The organism is Actinomycetospora sp. TBRC 11914 (assembly GCF_012933465.1).
Taxonomy (GTDB): domain Bacteria; phylum Actinomycetota; class Actinomycetes; order Mycobacteriales; family Pseudonocardiaceae; genus Actinomycetospora.
Window position 1 is genome coordinate 235,957 of record NZ_JABBND010000002.1, and the last position, 16,576, is coordinate 252,532.

Annotated in this window: 15 protein-coding genes; 11 read left to right on the top strand and 4 right to left on the bottom strand. The window is 74.4% G+C overall.

All coding sequences use genetic code 11. The features are described 5' to 3' along the window. The first annotated feature begins 92 nt into the window (after window positions 1-92). Genes HH311_RS31475 through HH311_RS07120 form a run of 4 tightly spaced genes read left to right on the top strand, consistent with a single transcriptional unit; the run spans window position 93 to window position 3,448 of the window. Window positions 93-2,099 carry an ATP-binding protein gene (locus tag HH311_RS31475; RefSeq protein ID WP_169182923.1) on the top strand — a complete coding sequence of 669 codons (2,007 nt, stop codon included), beginning with the start codon at window positions 93-95 and terminating at the stop codon, window positions 2,097-2,099. Then, a complete protein-coding gene (locus HH311_RS31480; RefSeq protein WP_169182924.1) occupies window positions 2,096-2,497 on the top strand; it encodes a roadblock/LC7 domain-containing protein in 402 nt (133 codons plus the stop codon). Before HH311_RS31475 ends, HH311_RS31480 begins: the two co-directional genes overlap by 4 nt. Window positions 2,498-2,544: 47 nt before the next feature. Beyond that, a complete protein-coding gene (locus tag HH311_RS07115; RefSeq protein WP_169182925.1) occupies window positions 2,545-2,874 on the top strand; it encodes a DUF742 domain-containing protein in 330 nt (109 codons plus the stop codon). Then, on the top strand, window positions 2,855-3,448 hold the full coding sequence (locus HH311_RS07120; RefSeq protein WP_169182926.1) for an ATP/GTP-binding protein: 594 nt from the start codon (window positions 2,855-2,857) through the stop codon (window positions 3,446-3,448). The genes HH311_RS07115 and HH311_RS07120 overlap by 20 nt, the downstream gene beginning before the upstream one ends. A gap of 9 nt (window positions 3,449-3,457) precedes the next feature. Here HH311_RS07120 and HH311_RS07125 read toward each other — a convergent pair whose 3' ends face one another. Both HH311_RS07125 and HH311_RS07130 read right to left on the bottom strand, forming a co-directional pair. After that, entirely contained in the window at window positions 3,458-4,438 is a 981-nt protein-coding gene (locus tag HH311_RS07125; protein WP_169182927.1) for a GNAT family N-acetyltransferase, read from the bottom strand. Further along, complete coding sequence (locus HH311_RS07130; RefSeq protein WP_169182928.1) at window positions 4,435-5,340, bottom strand: class I SAM-dependent methyltransferase; 906 nt, start codon at window positions 5,338-5,340, stop codon at window positions 4,435-4,437. The genes HH311_RS07125 and HH311_RS07130 overlap by 4 nt, the downstream gene beginning before the upstream one ends. Before the next feature lie 277 nt (window positions 5,341-5,617). Here HH311_RS07130 and rpsA point away from each other — a divergent pair, with 277 nt between their 5' ends. Continuing rightward, window positions 5,618-7,156: a 30S ribosomal protein S1 gene (gene rpsA / locus HH311_RS07135; RefSeq protein ID WP_169182929.1), complete on the top strand. Its 1,539-nt coding sequence runs from the start codon at window positions 5,618-5,620 to the stop codon at window positions 7,154-7,156. A 368-nt stretch (window positions 7,157-7,524) separates the two neighbouring features. Continuing rightward, window positions 7,525-8,448 carry a dephospho-CoA kinase gene (gene coaE, locus HH311_RS07140; protein WP_169182930.1) on the top strand — a complete coding sequence of 308 codons (924 nt, stop codon included), beginning with the start codon at window positions 7,525-7,527 and terminating at the stop codon, window positions 8,446-8,448. Here the strand turns inward: coaE and HH311_RS07145 are convergent. Beyond that, window positions 8,445-8,951 (bottom strand): DUF402 domain-containing protein, encoded by a 507-nt coding sequence (locus tag HH311_RS07145; protein ID WP_169182931.1) that lies wholly within the window; start codon window positions 8,949-8,951, stop codon window positions 8,445-8,447. The genes coaE and HH311_RS07145 overlap by 4 nt on opposite strands. 139 nt (window positions 8,952-9,090) lie before the next feature. Between HH311_RS07145 and HH311_RS07150 the strand changes: the two genes are divergently transcribed. After that, the gene (locus tag HH311_RS07150; RefSeq protein ID WP_169182932.1) at window positions 9,091-10,278 is read left to right on the top strand and encodes a DUF5685 family protein; all 1,188 of its coding nucleotides are present in this window, start codon (window positions 9,091-9,093) and stop codon (window positions 10,276-10,278) included. 72 nt (window positions 10,279-10,350) lie between these two features. Continuing rightward, entirely contained in the window at window positions 10,351-12,582 is a 2,232-nt protein-coding gene (uvrB, locus tag HH311_RS07155; RefSeq protein ID WP_248292256.1) for an excinuclease ABC subunit UvrB, read from the top strand. Between the two features lie 17 nt (window positions 12,583-12,599). On the opposite strand, the gene HH311_RS07160 is transcribed toward uvrB, so the two are convergent. Beyond that, on the bottom strand, window positions 12,600-13,274 hold the full coding sequence (locus HH311_RS07160) for a UdgX family uracil-DNA binding protein (protein WP_169182933.1): 675 nt from the start codon (window positions 13,272-13,274) through the stop codon (window positions 12,600-12,602). Between the two features lie 361 nt (window positions 13,275-13,635). On the opposite strand from HH311_RS07160, the gene HH311_RS07165 reads away from it, so the two are divergent. The 3 genes from HH311_RS07165 (at window position 13,636) to HH311_RS07175 (ending at window position 16,552) form a co-directional block, all read left to right on the top strand. Then, entirely contained in the window at window positions 13,636-14,880 is a 1,245-nt protein-coding gene (locus HH311_RS07165; protein WP_312029983.1) for a GAF domain-containing protein, read from the top strand. Window positions 14,881-14,928: 48 nt separating this feature from the next. Continuing rightward, window positions 14,929-15,984 (top strand): 2,3-butanediol dehydrogenase, encoded by a 1,056-nt coding sequence (locus HH311_RS07170; protein WP_169182935.1) that lies wholly within the window; start codon window positions 14,929-14,931, stop codon window positions 15,982-15,984. 247 nt (window positions 15,985-16,231) lie between these two features. Further along, a complete protein-coding gene (locus HH311_RS07175) occupies window positions 16,232-16,552 on the top strand; it encodes a hypothetical protein (RefSeq protein ID WP_169182936.1) in 321 nt (106 codons plus the stop codon). Window positions 16,553-16,576: the final 24 nt, after the last annotated feature.

Consider the following 16,576-nt stretch of genomic DNA (forward strand, 5'->3'; position numbering starts at 1 on the left):
CCGGTGTGGGGGATTCCGCCGGTTTCGGCGAATGGTCCCGCGCGGGGTCCGCGTTCGGGGCAGGACGATGCAGAGGACGGTGTGATCCCCCGATGGACCGGGTGCTCGACCACCTGCCGCACGGAGATCTCGTCGACGACGAGCAGTGGGGCCGGCGCCACCAGTTCCTGCTCTGGGTGCTCGCGTCGCTGTGTCCCGCGCTCCTCGTCTTCGGGTTCGCGGTCGGCAACGGACCGGCGCTGACGCTCGGGGTCGCGCTGGTCCCGGCGCTCACGGCGCTGGGCGGCCGGCTCACGCGCGGGAACCGCACCGCGGGCTCACTGTTCGTCGCCGTCGGGCTCTCCGCGTCCAGCGCCGGTCTGGTGATCCTCTCCGGCGGCTACATCGAGGCGCACTTCGCGTTCTTCGTGATCATCGGGTTCCTGGCGCTCTACCAGAACTGGCTCCCGTTCGTCGTCACCATCGCCGTCACCACGCTGAGCCACGGCCTCGGCTCCCTGCTGGTGCCGGGCCTCATGTTCAACCACCACATGGGACAGGCCGACCCGTGGCTGTGGTCGTTCATCCACGGCGCGGCCGTACTCCTCGCCTGCGTCGGCGTGTCCGTCTTCTGTCGGATCACCGAGGACGAGCAGCGGGCCCGGGCCGAGCTGACGAAGGAGCTCGCGGCCGCCGAGGTGGAGCAGCAGCAGTTCACCTCGGACCTGCTGCTGAACCTGGCCCGCCGCAACCAGAGCATGTTCCACCGCCAGCTCGAGATCATCAACGACCTCGAGGAGCGCGAGCGCGACCCCGACGCGCTCGCCGACCTCTTCCGGCTCGACCACCTCGCCACGCGCGTGCGGCGCAACGCCGAGAGCCTCCTCGTGCTCTCCGGCGAGCAGCCGGCGCGCGTCTGGTCGGCGCCGGTGCCGCTGCGCGACGTCGTCCGCGCGGGCATCGCCGAGACCGAGGACCTCGAGCGGGTCTCCTTCGCGATCGACGAGGGCCCGCGGCTGGTCGGCGTCGTGGTCGCCGACCTCACGCACATGATCGCGGAGCTGACCGAGAACGCGGTGCGCTCGTCGCCGCCCACCACGACGGTCACCATCCACAGCCGCGCCTACCACCGCGCCCGCGGCGCCCACCTGCTGATCATCGAGGACAGCGGCGTCGGGATGCCCTACGACGAGCTCGGGGCCGCCAACCGGTTGCTGGCCGGCCCGCAGGAGGTCGACGTGTCGGCCTCCCGGCGCCTCGGCTTCCACGTGGTCGCGCGCCTCGCCGCGCGCCACGGCATCGGGGTGTCGCTGACCCCGACACCGGGCTGCGGCCTGACCGCGGTGATCGTCCTCCCGGCGGCGCTGTTCGCCGACCCGGTCGAGCCCGCGCCGGCGCCCGGGTCGCACCGCGGCCCCGTCCCGGCGCCCCGCGACTGCGCCCGGCCGCCGGTGGCGGGAGGCGCCGCCGACGGCCGCCACTCCTGGCCGGGGCGCGCCTCGGGCGGGGTCGAGGGCGGGGCCGGTGTCGAGGGCGGGGCCCGGGTCGAGATCGGGGCCGGACGGGCCGCCACCCTGGTCGACGAGACCGGTCCGGACACCGTGCCCGGCCTCGCGACGACGCCGCGCCACGCGGATCCGGACCCGGACCCGGCCCCCGCACCCGTCCCCGCCGCCCTCCGGCGGACTTCCACCCTCATCCACCCGACCGTCGTGCCTGCCCCCGGCGGCGCGGTGCCCTCGGCCATGCCCTCGCCGTCGCCTGCCACCCGCGCCGAGGGCGGCGCGCCCGCACCGCGCAGCCCCCACTCCTCGGAGCTGCCGGTGCTCACGCGCCGCGTCCCGCAGACCCACCTCGCGCGCGAGCTCGTCCGCCCCCGGCCCGCTCCCGACCCCGACGTCCCCGTGAGCAACGGCGACGTCGGGACCGGCGCCGGTGGGACGGCCGACGGCCACCCCGCCCCGGGAGCGGGGGGCGCGCCCAGTGCTGTCGGTGCCCTCGGGGCGCTCTCGCAGTACCAGGCGAGCCGGCGGGCCGCCCACGACGCCCTGGCCCGGGACCCCGTCGGGGACGCGAGCGCCCCCGACCACCCCGACCACCCCGACGGAGGACGCTCGTGACCGCTCCGACCGGAGCCCTCGACTGGCTCGTCTCCGACTTCGCCGCCTCGACGCCGGGGGTGCGTCACGTCCTGGTGGTGTCCGCCGACGGGCTGCGCCTCGCGGTCAGCCAGGGCGTCGGCCCGGAGCTCGCCGACCAGCTGTGCGCCGCCACCTCCGGGCTGGTCAGCCTGGCCCGCGGGACCGCGGCGCTGCTCGAGGCGGAGCCGGTGAGCCAGACCATCGTCGAGATGGCGGGCTGCTTCCTGTTCGCCACCGCGATCAGCCTGGGATCGACCCTCGCCGTCGTGACCGACCGGTCCGCCGACCTGGGGCTGGTCGGGTACGAGACGACCATGCTGGCCGCGCGGGTCGGCCACGCCCTGACCCCGGACGCCCGGGCGCGGGTCGAGGGATGACACCGGACCGCCGCGCGGGTCCATCCCCGAGGGACGGCGGACGGGTCGTGCCGAACTACGCGCTCACCGCCGGGCGCACCCGGTCCGCGCGGATGGATCTTCCGATCGAGGCGCTGGTGACGGTCACCGAGCTCGGCCTCGCGCAGCGCCCCGGCCTGTCACCGGAGCAGCGGACCATCCTCGACGCGGCCGCCGAACCGCTGTCGCTGGCCGAGATCGGCAGCCTGCTCGGCGTCCCGATCGGGGTGGCCCGCGTGCTGGTCGGCGACCTCGCCGCCGACGACTACCTCGCCGTCCACCTCCCGCTGGTGGGGACCGACGGCCGCCCCCGCCGCGAACTCCTGGAGAGGCTGCTCGATGGACTCCGCGCCCGCTGAGCGTGCGCCCGCCCCGGCCGCCGCCCGCGACGGGCTGCTCCCGCTGAAGATCCTCGTCTCCGGGGGGTTCGGCGTCGGCAAGACGACCCTGGTGCGCTCGCTGTCGGAGGTCGCGCCGCTGTCGACCGAGGAGGGCATGACCAGCCTGTCCGACGGCGTCGACGACACGCGCGTCGTCCCCGGGAAGTCGACGACCACCGTGGCCATGGACTTCGGTCGCATCACCGTCGACGACCGGATCGTGCTCTACCTCTTCGGCACGCCCGGCCAGTCCCGCTTCTGGTTCATGTGGGACGAGCTGGCCCGCGGCGCGGTGGGAGCGGTGATCCTGGTCGACCTGCGCCGGATCGGCGACTGCTTCGCCGCGATCGACTACTTCGAGAACCGCGGCCTGCCCTTCGTGGTCGCCGTGAACGACTTCCCGGGCACCGCCGGCGTCGACGACGACACGGTGCGGGACGCGCTGGCGCTCCCGGCGGACGCGCCGCTGACCCGGGTCGACGCCCGCGACGGCGGGTCGTGCACCGCCGCGCTGGTCACGCTCGTGGAGTACGCCCTGGCCCGCAGCGGCTGAGGCCGCCGGTCAGCGCAGCCCGCCGGCGGGACGGACCTCCCAGAGCGTCCACAGCGGCGCGTAGCCGGCCCGCGGCCAGAACACCGAGGACAGCGGGTTGGGCGGGTTGTAGTAGAGGTAGGTGCCGCGCACCGGCCCGCCCGACGTGCCCGCCTCGAGCGCCGCGATCGCGGTCGCCGCGAGGTGCGCGCCCACCCCGCTGCCGCGCTCGGCCGCCGTCACCGACGCGCAGTTGACGTACCCCCACCGCCCGGCCGGCAGGAGGTTCGCCAGCCACGTGCCCGGAGCGGCGTCCGCGTGGCCGCACTCGATCATCCCGACGACGGCCCCGTCCCGCTCGGCGAGCCACGTCGGCTCGCCGCGGCCCAGCCGGTCGCGCAACATCGTGCGCTTGACCGCCTCGGCGTCGGGCCGCACCAGGGAGCCCCCGACCTGGCTCGAGTAGGCCAGCTCCTCGAGCGCGAGCCGCACGCACGCGTCGAGGTCGGCCGGCTCGGCCCGCCGCAGCACGAGCCCCCGGTCCGGCGCGGGCGTGCGCACCGCGGCGAGGCCGCGCACCGCCAGCACGGCGAGGGGCAGCAGACCGTGGTCGAGGAAGACCCGGGTGGCGACGACGTCGCGGCTCGGCCAGGTCACGACGGCCGCGGAGTCGTCGTCGCGGAGCACGGCGGGCAGGACGTGGCCCCGCCACGCCTCGACGAGCGCGTGCAGCGGCCCGTGCCCGGCGGCGCCGACCACCGGGTGCAGCTCGGTGACCTGCGCGGCCGACCACAGCAGCGGGCCGCTGCCCGCCGGCCACGCGTGGTGGGTCACGACGCCGGCCGCGCGGTGCGGCGGGGTCCCGACGACGAGCACGTCGCCGGGCGGCGGGGCCGCGGCGGGCGGCAGGCGCGGGTCGAGGGCGGCGAACCGGCGACGCTGGACCTCCAGCAGGTCGGCGAGGACCTGCGCGGGGGAGTCCGGGAGCGCGGCCCGCGGCCCGCCGGTCACGGCCGGCGCCCCGCCCCGGCGACCGGGCCCCACCCGTCGTCGGGACCCGGTCCGGGCTTGCGGCACCGGAAGATCGCGGTCCCGGGGAACAGGGCGCCGCGCAGCGGCGACCACTGGCCCCACACGTCGTCGAGGTCCGGCGGCCACTCCGGCTCGACCAGGCCCTCGAGGACCAGCCCGGCCCCGACGACGTCGGCGACGCGGTCGCCGAGCGTGCGGTGGTGCTCGACGTAGGTGATGCGGCCCTCGTCGTCGGCCTCGGCGTAGGGCGACCGGTCGAAGTAGGACTGGGTGACGTGCAGGCCGTCCTCGCCGGGGTCGTCCGGGAAGATCCAGCGCATGGGGTGGTTCACCGCGAACACCCACCGCCCGCCCGGGCGCAGCACACGGGCGACCTCGGCGGTGAGCGCCGCGGTGTCGGCCACGAAGGGCACGGCGCCGAAGGCCGAGCAGGCGAGGTCGAAGGTCGCGTCGGGGAAGGGGAGCCGGGAGGCGTCGGCCTGGACGAGGGGGACGGCGACCCCGGAGCGGGCGTCGGCGGCGCGGGCCTCACGGAGCATGCCGGCGGAGAGGTCGAGGCCCACCGCGTCGGCGCCGCGGTCGACCAGCCAGCGTGAGCAGGACGCCGCGCCGCACCCGACCTCGAGCACGCGGGCGCCGACGAGCGCCGCCGGCGGGCCGAGCAGCGCGGCGTCGGCCTCCCGGAGCCGCTCCGGACACCAGACGAAGTCGACGTCGCCGAGGAAGGCCCCGTGCTCGGCCTGGTACCCGGCGGCCTCGTCGTCCCACCACGACCGCGAGGCGGCCACCGACTCCGCCGGCCCGACCGGCCACGCGACGGTGCCGGGGACGCCCGCCGGGCCCTCCGGCCCGGGCGGCGGCATCGCGGCGCCGGCGCTCATGCGGGGCATCCTGACACGCCGCGCGAGGAGGGCCGACAGCCGCCGACACGGTCCGCGACACGCCGGGCGAGGGCGCGGTCTGCCCCGTTTGCCGGACGCGATCGACGATGGATACGATGGAGGTCCACGTCAGTGGTCTCGCCCTGTCCGGATCTCCTCCGGTGGGCAGCGATCCCCTCGGTCCCCCCGGGTGCCGATCACGCGTCAGGACGACGTCCGCCCTCGTGGGAAGCGCCCACCCGACCGAGACCTGCCCATTCCCGGAGCCGTCCACCGTATGTCCATCGACACCCACACCGCCCCGAACACGACCAGCCCTCAGGTGGCTGTGAACGACATCGGGTCGGAAGAGGACTTCCTCGCTGCCATCGACAAGACGATCAAGTACTTCAACGATGGCGACATCGTCGAAGGCACCATCGTCAAGGTCGACCGCGACGAGGTCCTCCTCGACATCGGCTACAAGACCGAGGGCGTCATCCCCTCGCGTGAGCTGTCCATCAAGCACGATGTCGATCCCCACGAAGTCGTCGCCGTCGGCGACGAGGTCGAAGCCCTCGTCCTCCAGAAGGAGGACAAGGAGGGCCGGCTGATCCTGTCCAAGAAGCGCGCCCAGTACGAGCGCGCCTGGGGCACGATCGAGCAGCTCAAGGACAACGACGAGCCGGTCAAGGGCACCGTCATCGAGGTCGTCAAGGGTGGTCTCATCCTCGACATCGGCCTCCGCGGCTTCCTCCCCGCCTCCCTGGTCGAGATGCGCCGCGTCCGCGATCTCCAGCCGTACGTCGGCAAGGAGATCGAGGCCAAGATCATCGAGCTCGACAAGAACCGCAACAACGTGGTCCTGTCGCGTCGTGCCTGGCTGGAGCAGACCCAGTCGGCGGTCCGCAGCGAGTTCCTCAACCAGCTCGCGAAGGGCCAGATCCGCAAGGGTCAGGTCTCGTCGATCGTCAACTTCGGTGCGTTCGTCGACCTCGGCGGGGTCGACGGTCTGGTCCACGTCTCCGAGCTCTCCTGGAAGCACATCGACCACCCGAGCGAGGTCGTCGAGGTGGGCCAGGAGGTCACGGTCGAGGTCCTCGACGTCGACCTGGACCGCGAGCGGGTCTCGCTGTCGCTGAAGGCGACGCAGGAGGACCCGTGGCGCCAGTTCGCCCGGACCCACCAGATCGGCCAGATCGTGCCCGGCAAGGTCACCAAGCTGGTGCCGTTCGGTGCGTTCGTCCGCGTCGACGAGGGCATCGAGGGCCTGGTCCACATCTCGGAGCTGGCCGAGCGCCACGTCGAGGTGCCCGAGCAGGTCGTCCAGGTCGGCAACGACGTCATGGTCAAGGTCATCGACATCGACCTCGACCGTCGCCGCATCTCGCTCTCGCTGAAGCAGGCGAACGAGGGCATGACGCCGGAGACCGAGTTCGACCCGGCCCTGTACGGCATGGGCGCCGAGTACGACGACGCCGGCAACTACATCTACCCGGAGGGCTTCGACCCCGACTCCGGGGAGTGGCGCGAGGGCTTCGAGTCCCAGCGCGAGGAGTGGGAGCGCCAGTACCAGGCGGCCTACGCCCGCTACCAGCAGCACATCGCGCAGCTGCAGCGCACCGCGGAGCAGGAGGCGGAGGCCGCCGAGGCGGCCCCGGCCAACTACTCCTCGGGCGGTCCGGCCTCGGCCTCCGAGGACGGCGACGAGGACGACGAGGCCGCGGCCGCGTCGTCGAACGACCCGGGTCAGGGCCCGCCGTCCGCCTCCGGCGGCGGCGCGCTCGCCAGCGACGCCCAGCTCGCCGCGCTGCGGGAGAAGCTCTCGGGCAACTGAGTCCGGCACGTACCGACGGGCCCTCACCCCTCCCGGGGTGGGGGCCCGTCGTCGTTCCGGGCGGGACCGGCCCGACGCGCCGCGAGCCGCGTTGACCACAGACACCACATCGTTATCCTGCGTCACACCAGCACCACGGACGCGGGGGGATGAGATGGCCTGGGGACGACGTCGTCACGGGGGTCGGCACCGTCTGGGAGCCGCCGGACTGACCTGGTGCGGCGAGTACGTCACGGTAGCCACCACCCTCGGCGGTCCGGCGGTCGCTCGCCGGGGACTGTTCGAGACGCTCTTCGCGACCGCGCGGCACGCGGTCGGCGCCCCCGCCTGATCCGCGGCCCCGGTCGTCATCCGGCAGACTGCGCGCCGTGCTGCGCGTGGGACTGACCGGTGGGATCGGGGCGGGCAAGTCGACGGTCGCGGCGGAGCTCTCGCGGCTCGGCGCCGTCGTCGTGGACGCGGACGCGATCGCGCGCGAGGTCGTCGAGCCGGGGACCGACGGGCTCGCCGAGGTCGTGGCGGCGTTCGGCGAGGAGGTGCTCGACGACGAGGGCCGGCTGGACCGGCCCGCGCTCGGCCGGGTCGTGTTCGCCGACGACGAGGCCCGCACCCGCCTCAACGGCATCCTGCACCCGCGCATCGGCGCCCGGACCGCCGAGCTGATCGCGGGCGCGCCGGACGACGCCGTCGTCGTGCACGACGTCCCGCTGCTCGTCGAGAACGGCATGGGCGCGGCGTTCGCGCTGGTGGTGGTGGTCGACGCCCCCGAGGACGTGCGCGTGCAGCGGCTCGCCGAGACCCGCGGGATGGGCGAGGACGACGCCCGGGCCCGCATTCGCGCCCAGGCGAGCGAGGAGGACCGCCGGGCCGCCGCCGACGTGTGGATCGACAACGTCGGCGACGTCGAGGAGGTCCGCGACGAGGTGCGGGCGCTGTGGTCGGACCGGATCGTGCCGTTCGAGACCGGCGTGCGCGAGGGCCGGGCCGTGCCGTGGCCCGACGAGGACGTCGACCCGGACCCGACGTGGCCGGCGCAGGCGCAGCGGGTGGCGGCCCGGGTGGAGGTGGCGGGGGAGGGTCGCGTCACCGGGGTGGAGCACGTGGGGCCGACCGCCGAGGGGCGGCCCGCGCCCGATGTCCTGGACCTGGTGGTGCGCACCCGGCGCGGGGACCGGACCGGGGAGCTCGCGGCGGCACTGGCCGGGGCCGGGTTCCCGCGGGTGGACGACGGCCTGCACGGCAGCGCGGATCCGGGGCGGCCGGTGCGCCTGGAGATCTCCAAGGCCACCTAGATCCAGTCCAGCACCACCCCACGCGTGGCCAGCCAGGCGTCGAGGTCGTGCCCGTGCTCGGCGATGCCCGCGTGCACCGTCGACGCCGTCGTGAGGGCGCGCTCCGCGGCGTCCGGGGCGAGCACACCCGCGGCGACCGCCTCGACGTACTCGTCGACATCGAGCAGCTCGGTGCGCTGCCCGGTGTGCACCACGAGGTCGAGGTAGTGGTCGACGGTGGTCCAGACGGCGCCGTCGCGGTGCACGTCGGCGATGTCGACGTAGTAGTCCTGCCGCCGCTCGTGGCCGGGCCGGAACCGGAAGTCGGTGACGCGGATGCCGAGCCCCGGGAGCAGCCACGACCGCATGTGGTCGAGCGTCGGGTGGTTCGGCATCGGGCGGGACAGGTAGAGGCCGAACGGTTCCTCGCGGTAGAGGTCGACGGCCCGGACGAAGCCCTTCGGGTCGGTGTTCGTGCCCTCGTCCACGGCGAAGGTCTCGACCTTCGGGGGATGCAGCGCCACGGCCCGGGACCCTAACCAGCGGGGCCGCCCGCGGCCGAGGTGTCGGCGGGCGGCGCGCCGGGGTCGCTCCGGCAGGGACCGGTGGGGTAGCCCGAACGGCCGCTGGCCGGACACGGAGGGCGACGACGATCATGGCGCGGTGTTCGGGTTCCTCCGTCCTTGTCGGCATCACCTCGCCCCCGAGCTGCACGCGCGGTGGTCGGCGCACCTCTGCGGGCTGTGCCTCACCCTGCGTGACGAGGCCGGCCAGCTCGCCCGGACGACGACCCACGTCGACGCCCTCGTGGTGTCGGTCCTGGCCGAGGCCCAGGGGGTCGGCGGCCGGCGCCGGGCCGGGCCCTGTCCGCTGCGCGGGATGCGGCCGGCGGCGGTCGTCACCGGCGACGGTGCCCGGCTCGCCGCCTCCACCGCGCTGCTGCTGGCCGCGGACGCGGTGAGCGACCACGTCGAGGACGGCGACGGCGTGTTCGCCCGGCGCCCGGTGGCGTCCGCGGGGTCGCGGGTGGCGACGACGTGGGCCCGCGCCGGGAGCACGACGGCGTCCGTGGTCGGCTTCGACCCGGTCGACCTGCTCGCCGTGCCCGCCCGGCAGCGGGCGGCGGAGTCGGTGCCGGGCGCGTCGCTCACGGCGGCGACGGCGCCAACGGAGGCGGCGGTCGGCTCGGCGCTCGCCCACACCGCCGTGCTCGCGGGCCGGCCGGGCAACGTCGCGCCGCTCGACGAGGCGGGTCGCCTGCTGGGGCGCCTGGCGCACCTGCTCGACGCGGTCACCGACCTCGACGACGACGCCGCCCGCGGCCGGTGGAACCCGCTGACGGCGACCGGCACGGGCCGGGCGGGGGCGCTCGCGGCCTGCCGCGCCGCCGTGGCCGGAATCCGGGGGGCGCTGGGCCGGGTGTCGTTCGACGACGGGGCGGGGACCGCGCGCCGGCTGGTGCACCAGCTGCTGGTGCACGAGGCCGGGCGGGCGGTGGACCGGGCGGCGGGGACGGGCCCGGGGGAGCGGCCGCTGCCGCCGTGGGACCCGGCGACGCCGGTGGGGGACCCGGACGAGGACGAGGAGCCGGACGAGACCGAGCACGACGAGCCCGAGGACGACGGCCCGGCGCGGCCGTCGCACCCGTCCCGGGGGCTGCTCGGTGGGTGCGTCGCGGCCGTGGGGCTGTGCTGCACCGGCCAGGTGTGCTGCACCGACGAGTTCGTCGGGCCGTGGTCGGGGAAGCCGCGCCAGACCTGGTGCGGGACGTGCACCGACGGCTGCGAGTGCGGGTGCGACTGCTGTGACTGCTGCTCGGACTGTGACGGGTGCTGCGACTGCGGCTCCTGATCGCGGGCGGTCCTGAGCTGGGGATCCGCGACCGGGAACAGACTGTCGGGGGGTCGGGTTAGCCTCGGTGACATGGCGTTCGCGACCGAGGTCCCCGGTGCTGCCCGTGATGCCCACGAGGCCCACCCGGGCACGCTGCTGGACAACCCCGAGGGCCTCCCGGACGACGCGCTGGCCGAGTCCGAGTTCCGGCCGATCAGCGAGATCGAGCGCACGGGCGAGCCGTTCAAGGTCGTCAGCCCGTACCAGCCGGCGGGTGACCAGCCCGCGGCCATCGACGAGCTCGAGCGCCGGGTCAAGGCGGGGGAGCACGACATCGTGCTGCTCGGCGCCACCGGCACCGGCAAGTCGGCCACCGCGGCGTGGCTCATCGAGCGGGTGCAGCGGCCGACGCTCGTGATGGCCCCGAACAAGACGCTCGCCGCGCAGCTGGCCAACGAGCTGCGGGAGCTGCTGCCGAACAACTCCGTCGAGTACTTCGTCTCGTACTACGACTACTACCAGCCCGAGGCGTACATCGCGCAGACCGACACCTACATCGAGAAGGACTCCTCGATCAACGAGGACGTCGAGCGGCTGCGTCACTCGGCCACGTCGAACCTGCTGCTGCGCCGGGACACCGTCGTGGTCGCCTCGGTGTCGTGCATCTACGGCCTGGGTACGCCGCAGTCCTACCTCGACCGCTCGGTGAAGCTCGAGGTCGGCGAGGAGATCGACCGCGACCAGCTGCTGCGGGCGCTCGTCGACGTGCAGTACACCCGCAACGACATGGCGTTCGCCCGCGGCACGTTCCGGGTGCGCGGGGACACCGTCGAGATCATCCCGGCGTACGAGGAACTGGCGATCCGCATCGAGTTCTTCGGTGACGAGATCGAGGCGCTCTACTACCTGAACCCGCTCACCGGTGACGTGGTCAACCAGGTCGAGGACGTGCGCATCTTCCCGGCGACGCACTACGTGGCCGGCCCGGAGCGCATGGAGAAGGCGATCAAGGGCATCGAGCAGGAGCTCGAGGAGCGCCTCGCGGAGCTGGAGAACCAGGGCAAGCTGCTCGAGGCGCAGCGGCTGCGCATGCGCACGAGCTACGACATCGAGATGATGCGCCAGGTCGGGTTCTGCTCGGGCATCGAGAACTACTCGCGCCACATCGACGGCCGTGGCCCCGGCACCGCCCCGGCCACGCTGATCGACTACTTCCCGAACGACTTCCTGCTGGTCATCGACGAGTCGCACGTGACGGTGCCGCAGATCGGCGGCATGTACGAGGGCGACATGTCGCGCAAGCGCAACCTCGTCGAGTACGGCTTCCGGCTCCCGTCGGCCACCGACAACCGGCCGCTGACCTGGGAGGAGTTCGCCGACCGCATCGGGCAGACCGTGTACCTGTCGGCGACGCCGGGCGACTACGAGATGCGCCAGGCCGGCGGCGAGTTCGTCGAGCAGGTCATCCGGCCGACGGGCCTGGTCGACCCCGAGGTGGTCGTCAAGCCGACGAAGGGCCAGATCGACGACCTCGTCGCCGAGATCCGCGCCCGCGTCGAGAAGGACGAGCGCACGCTGGTCACCACGCTGACCAAGAAGATGGCCGAGGACCTCACCGACTACCTGCTCGAGCTCGGGATCAAGGTCCGCTACCTGCACTCCGAGGTCGACACCCTGCGCCGCGTCGAGCTGCTGCGCCAGCTGCGCTCGGGCGAGTACGACGTCCTGGTCGGCATCAACCTGCTCCGCGAGGGCCTCGACCTGCCCGAGGTGTCGCTGGTCGCGATCCTCGACGCGGACAAGGAGGGGTTCCTGCGCAGCGAGCGGTCGCTGATCCAGACGATCGGCCGCGCGGCCCGCAACGTGTCCGGTCAGGTGCACATGTACGCGGACACGGTCACCGAGTCGATGCAGTACGCCATCGACGAGACCAACCGGCGTCGCGAGAAGCAGATCGCGTACAACACCGAGCGCGGGGTCGACCCGCAGCCGCTGCGCAAGAACATCAACGACATCCTCGACCGCGTCTACCGCGAGGCCGAGGACACCGAGGTCGAGATCGCCGGTTCCGCGCGCAACGCCTCCCGCGGGCGCCGGGCCGCCGGCGAGGCGGGCGGCACCCGGGGCCACTCGGGTGTGGTGGAGCACCGCGACACCAGCGGCATGGCCCGCGCCGAGCTCGCCGACCTCATCCAGCAGCTCACCGACCAGATGATGGCCGCGGCCCGCGACCTGCAGTTCGAGCTCGCCGGGCGGCTGCGCGACGAGATCGCCGACCTCAAGAAGGAGATGCGCGGGATGGACGCGGCCGGCGTGAGCTGACTGCTCCGTCGAGGAGCTCAGTCGAGGAGCTGCGCGGCGGTGCGGAGGTCCTCGACGAAGCCGGCGCGCATCTCGTCGGCGTCCTGCCCGCGGTCGGGGTCGGCGCGCAGGATCGCCGACGGATGGATCGTCGGGACCAGCGTCGAGCCCTCCCACGGGCGGGGCTGGCCGCGCTCGGCGGTGATGCGGAACGACGAGCCGAGCAGCGCCTTGCCCGCGGTTGCCCCGAGAGTGACGAGCACGTGCGGGCGCACCAGGGCGAGCTCGCCGTCCAGCCACGGCCGGCAGGCGCGGATGTGCCCGGCCTTGGGCGTCTGGTGGATGCGGCGGTTGCCCTGCCGGCGGAACGAGAAGTGCTTGACGGCGTTCGTGACGTAGGCGTCCTCGCGGGCGATGCCCGCCTCCACCAGCGCCTCGTCGAGCAGGCGACCGGCCGGCCCCACGAACGGCTCCAGCTTCCGGTCCTCCTGGTCGCCGGGCTGCTCGCCGACGAACATGACGCGCGCGGTGGTCGGGCCGACCCCGAAGACCGTGCCGGTCGTGCCCTCGTGGAGCTCGCAGGCGGTGCACGCGGCGGCGCGCTCGCGCAGCGTCTCGAGGTCCGGGGCCTCGGTGGGGGCGGTGGCGTCGGCGACGGTGCCCGGGGTGTCGGCGTCGTCGGTGGTGGAGAAGAGGTCGAGCGGTTCGGTCACGGGCGGGGGTGCCCGGGAACCCGTCGAGCGACCCCACCTCGGACGGCGCTCGTGGCCCGGCGCCGAGTGGACCCGGACGGCTGCTCGGCCGACCGTAGGAGTCCACTCGGGGTTGGCCGAGACGTCGAGTGGACCCGGACGGCTGCTCGGCCGACCGTAGGAGTCCACTCGGAGTCGTGCGGGTCGAGGGTGAGCCCGCGAGGGGCACGTGGGGCAGAACCGCGCGACGCTGGGCTGCCTGCAGTGCTCGTGATCATGACCCGGCCACCCCGAGCCCTCCACGAGTTCTGCCGACGGCGGCCCTCCCCGCCGGGTTATGCTCCCGGTCACAGGGAGGGCGGCCCTGGCGGAGGTGCGCGTGGTGGACGACGACGTCTGCGCGGTGACGCGGACGACGGACCTGCGCCGACACGCGCGCCTGCTCCACCAGGCCCACGACGCGCGGCTGTCCGGCTCACGGCCCCAGGCGTCGCTGCGCCGCGTCGTCAGCCGCTCCTGGGACCGGGTCCTCTCCTACGGCGTCGCCCCGGACGGCCGCACCCTCGACGACCCGGCCCGGCCCGACGTCATCGAGCGCCGACGTGCGCAGTCGCCCATCGCCAACGTCCTGCCCCAGCTGCGGGCCAGCCTCACCGCGGTGGCCGAGGACGCCGAGCACATCATGGTGATCACCGCCGCCGACGGGTTCGTGCTGTGGCGCGAGGGTGCGGTCAGGGTCGGGCGGCTGGCCGACGACCTGGGGTTCCTCCCCGGCGCGGACTGGACCGAGGCCGCCGTCGGGACCAACGCCATCGGGACCGCCCTGGCCGAGCACGCCTCGGTCCAGCTCTTCTCCGCCGAGCACTTCGTGCGGGCCCAGCACCCGTGGACGTGCACGGCCAGCCCGATCCACGACCCACGCACCGGCGAGATGCTCGGCGTCGTCGACCTCTCCGGGCCCGCCCCGACGGTGCACCCGACCACCGTCGCGCTCGTCCAGACCGCGGTGCGGCTCGCCGAGTCCGGGCTGTGGACCCAGCACGAGGCCCGGCTCGACGGGCTGCGCGCGGTCGCCGCCCCGCTGCTGGCGCGCGAGCGCGGCCCGGCCCTCGTCGTGGACGACCACGGGTGGGTCGCCGCCCTGACCGGACTCGCGCCCCGCGAGCGGGTCGCGGTCCCGGCCGCGGGGGAGGCCCTCCTGGTGCACGGGCTCGGGGCCTGCCTGCCCGAGCGCGTGCCGGGCGGCTGGATGCTGCGCCCGAGCACCGCGGGCGAGGGTGTCACGCGACTGCGCCTGGACCCCGACGGCGACCCACCGGGCGCCGTCGTCGAGGCCCGCGAGCAGTGGCGCCACGCGCTCTCGCTGCGCCACCAGCAGATCCTCGCCCTGCTCCTGTGCGCCGGCTCCGCCGGGCTCGACGCCGCCTCGCTGTCCCGGGCGCTGTACGACGACGCCGACCACCTCGTCACCGTCCGGGCCGAGCTCTCCCGGATGCGGCGGGTGCTCGGCGGCCTGATCGCCGCCCGGCCCTACCGCATCGCCCCCGGCGTCGAGGCCGTCCCGCCGGACCGCGAGGTGCTCACGCGCCTCCTCGGCCCTGCAACACCGCTGCAACCCTGGCCGTGACCGGCCTCACTCCCGTGGGATGGGGTCCTCCGAGCCCAGGGAGGACCCATGAAGGCCGCGCGCTTCCACGGACGGGGTGACGTCCGCATCGAGGATCTCCCCGAGCCCCACCCGGGGCCGGGTCAGGTCCAGATCGCCGTGCAGTGGTGCGGCATCTGCGGCACCGACCTGCACGAGTTCCTCGACGGCCCGATCTTCGCGCCCACCCCCGCCAGCCCGCACCCGCTCACCGGCGGCGGCGTTCCCATCACCCTCGGGCACGAGTTCTCCGGGGTGGTCGCCGAGCTCGGCCAGGGGGTGACCGGGCTGTCCGAGGGCGACCGCGTGGTGGTCGAGCCCTACGACGTGTGCGGCGAGTGCACCGCCTGCCGCGACGGCCGCTACAACATCTGCCGCAAGCTCGGGTTCATCGGGCTGGACGGTGACCAGGGCGGCTTCGCCGAGCGGATGGTCGTCGACCAGCGCTGGGTCCACCGCATCGACGGCCTGACCCCGGAGCAGGGCGCGCTCGTCGAGCCGCTCGCCGTCGGCTACCACGCGACGAAGCTCTCGGGGCTGCCCGAGGGCGGGACGGCGGCCGTGTTCGGCTCCGGCCCGATCGGGCTCGTCACCGCGGCCGCGCTGCGGGCCACCGGGGCGGGCCAGGTGATCGTCGTCGAGCCCGCCGACGCCCGGAAGGCCAAGGCCCCCGGCGCCGGCGCCGACCACGTCCTCGACCCCACCGAGGTCGACGTGCCCGACGCCATCCGGGAGCTCACCGGCGGCCGCGGCGCCGACGTGACCTTCGAGTGCGCCGGGGTGGACGAGGTGCTCGCGGCTGCCGTGGCCAGCACCCGGCCCGGCGGCACCTGCGTCAACGTCTCGATCTGGGGCCACCCCGCGACCTTCGACGTCAACTCGCTCGTGTTCTCCGAGATCTTCCTCGTCGGGTCGCTCGCCTACGCGAACCGGCACGAGGAGGTGATCGAGCTGATCCGGTCCGGCACGGTCGACGTCGACCAGTTCATCACCGGCCGCATCGGGCTCGACGACATCGTGGACCGGGGCTTCCGCGAGCTCATCGACCACAAGGAGTCCAACGTCAAGATCCTGGTGCAGCCGTGAGCCGGACGGGTGGAGGGTCGACGCAGCGGCGGGATCGCCGTGGTCCGGGGGTGTCCGCTTGCGCTCCCGGGTGCCCTGGGTAACATCGTCGACATGATCGCGCGCCTCGGAGAGGTAGTACCCCGGCGCGTCGGGTGAGCCAGGCTCCCGGCGCGCAGCGGCACCTCGCGCGACCGTGGGCCACGCACGACCCCCGAGACCTGGCTCGGATTCCACCCCGCGGATCCAGTTCCACCAGGAGTACGTCGTGACCACGCTCGAGCCCGCCCGCACCGCCACCCCCTCGACGGCCGACGTCGAGCGCGCCGTCAACGGGCCGGGCCGCCGCCCCTCCCGCCTGCCCCGCCCGTGGACGATCGTCACCACCGGCGGTATGCCCGGCGTGATGACGCTGGCCTCGTCGCTGTGCGAGCTCGGCTACCGGGTCCCCGACTTCTCGGTCGACGTCCACGAGGGCGTCTCCTGCTCCAGCGTCTCCTGCACGGTCGCGCTCACGACGGGCGAGTGCAGCGAGTTCGCCGAGCAGCTCCGCCTGCTCCCGGGCGTCCTGTCCGTCGAGCCGTACTGACGGCGGCCGGACCGACCGAGACCG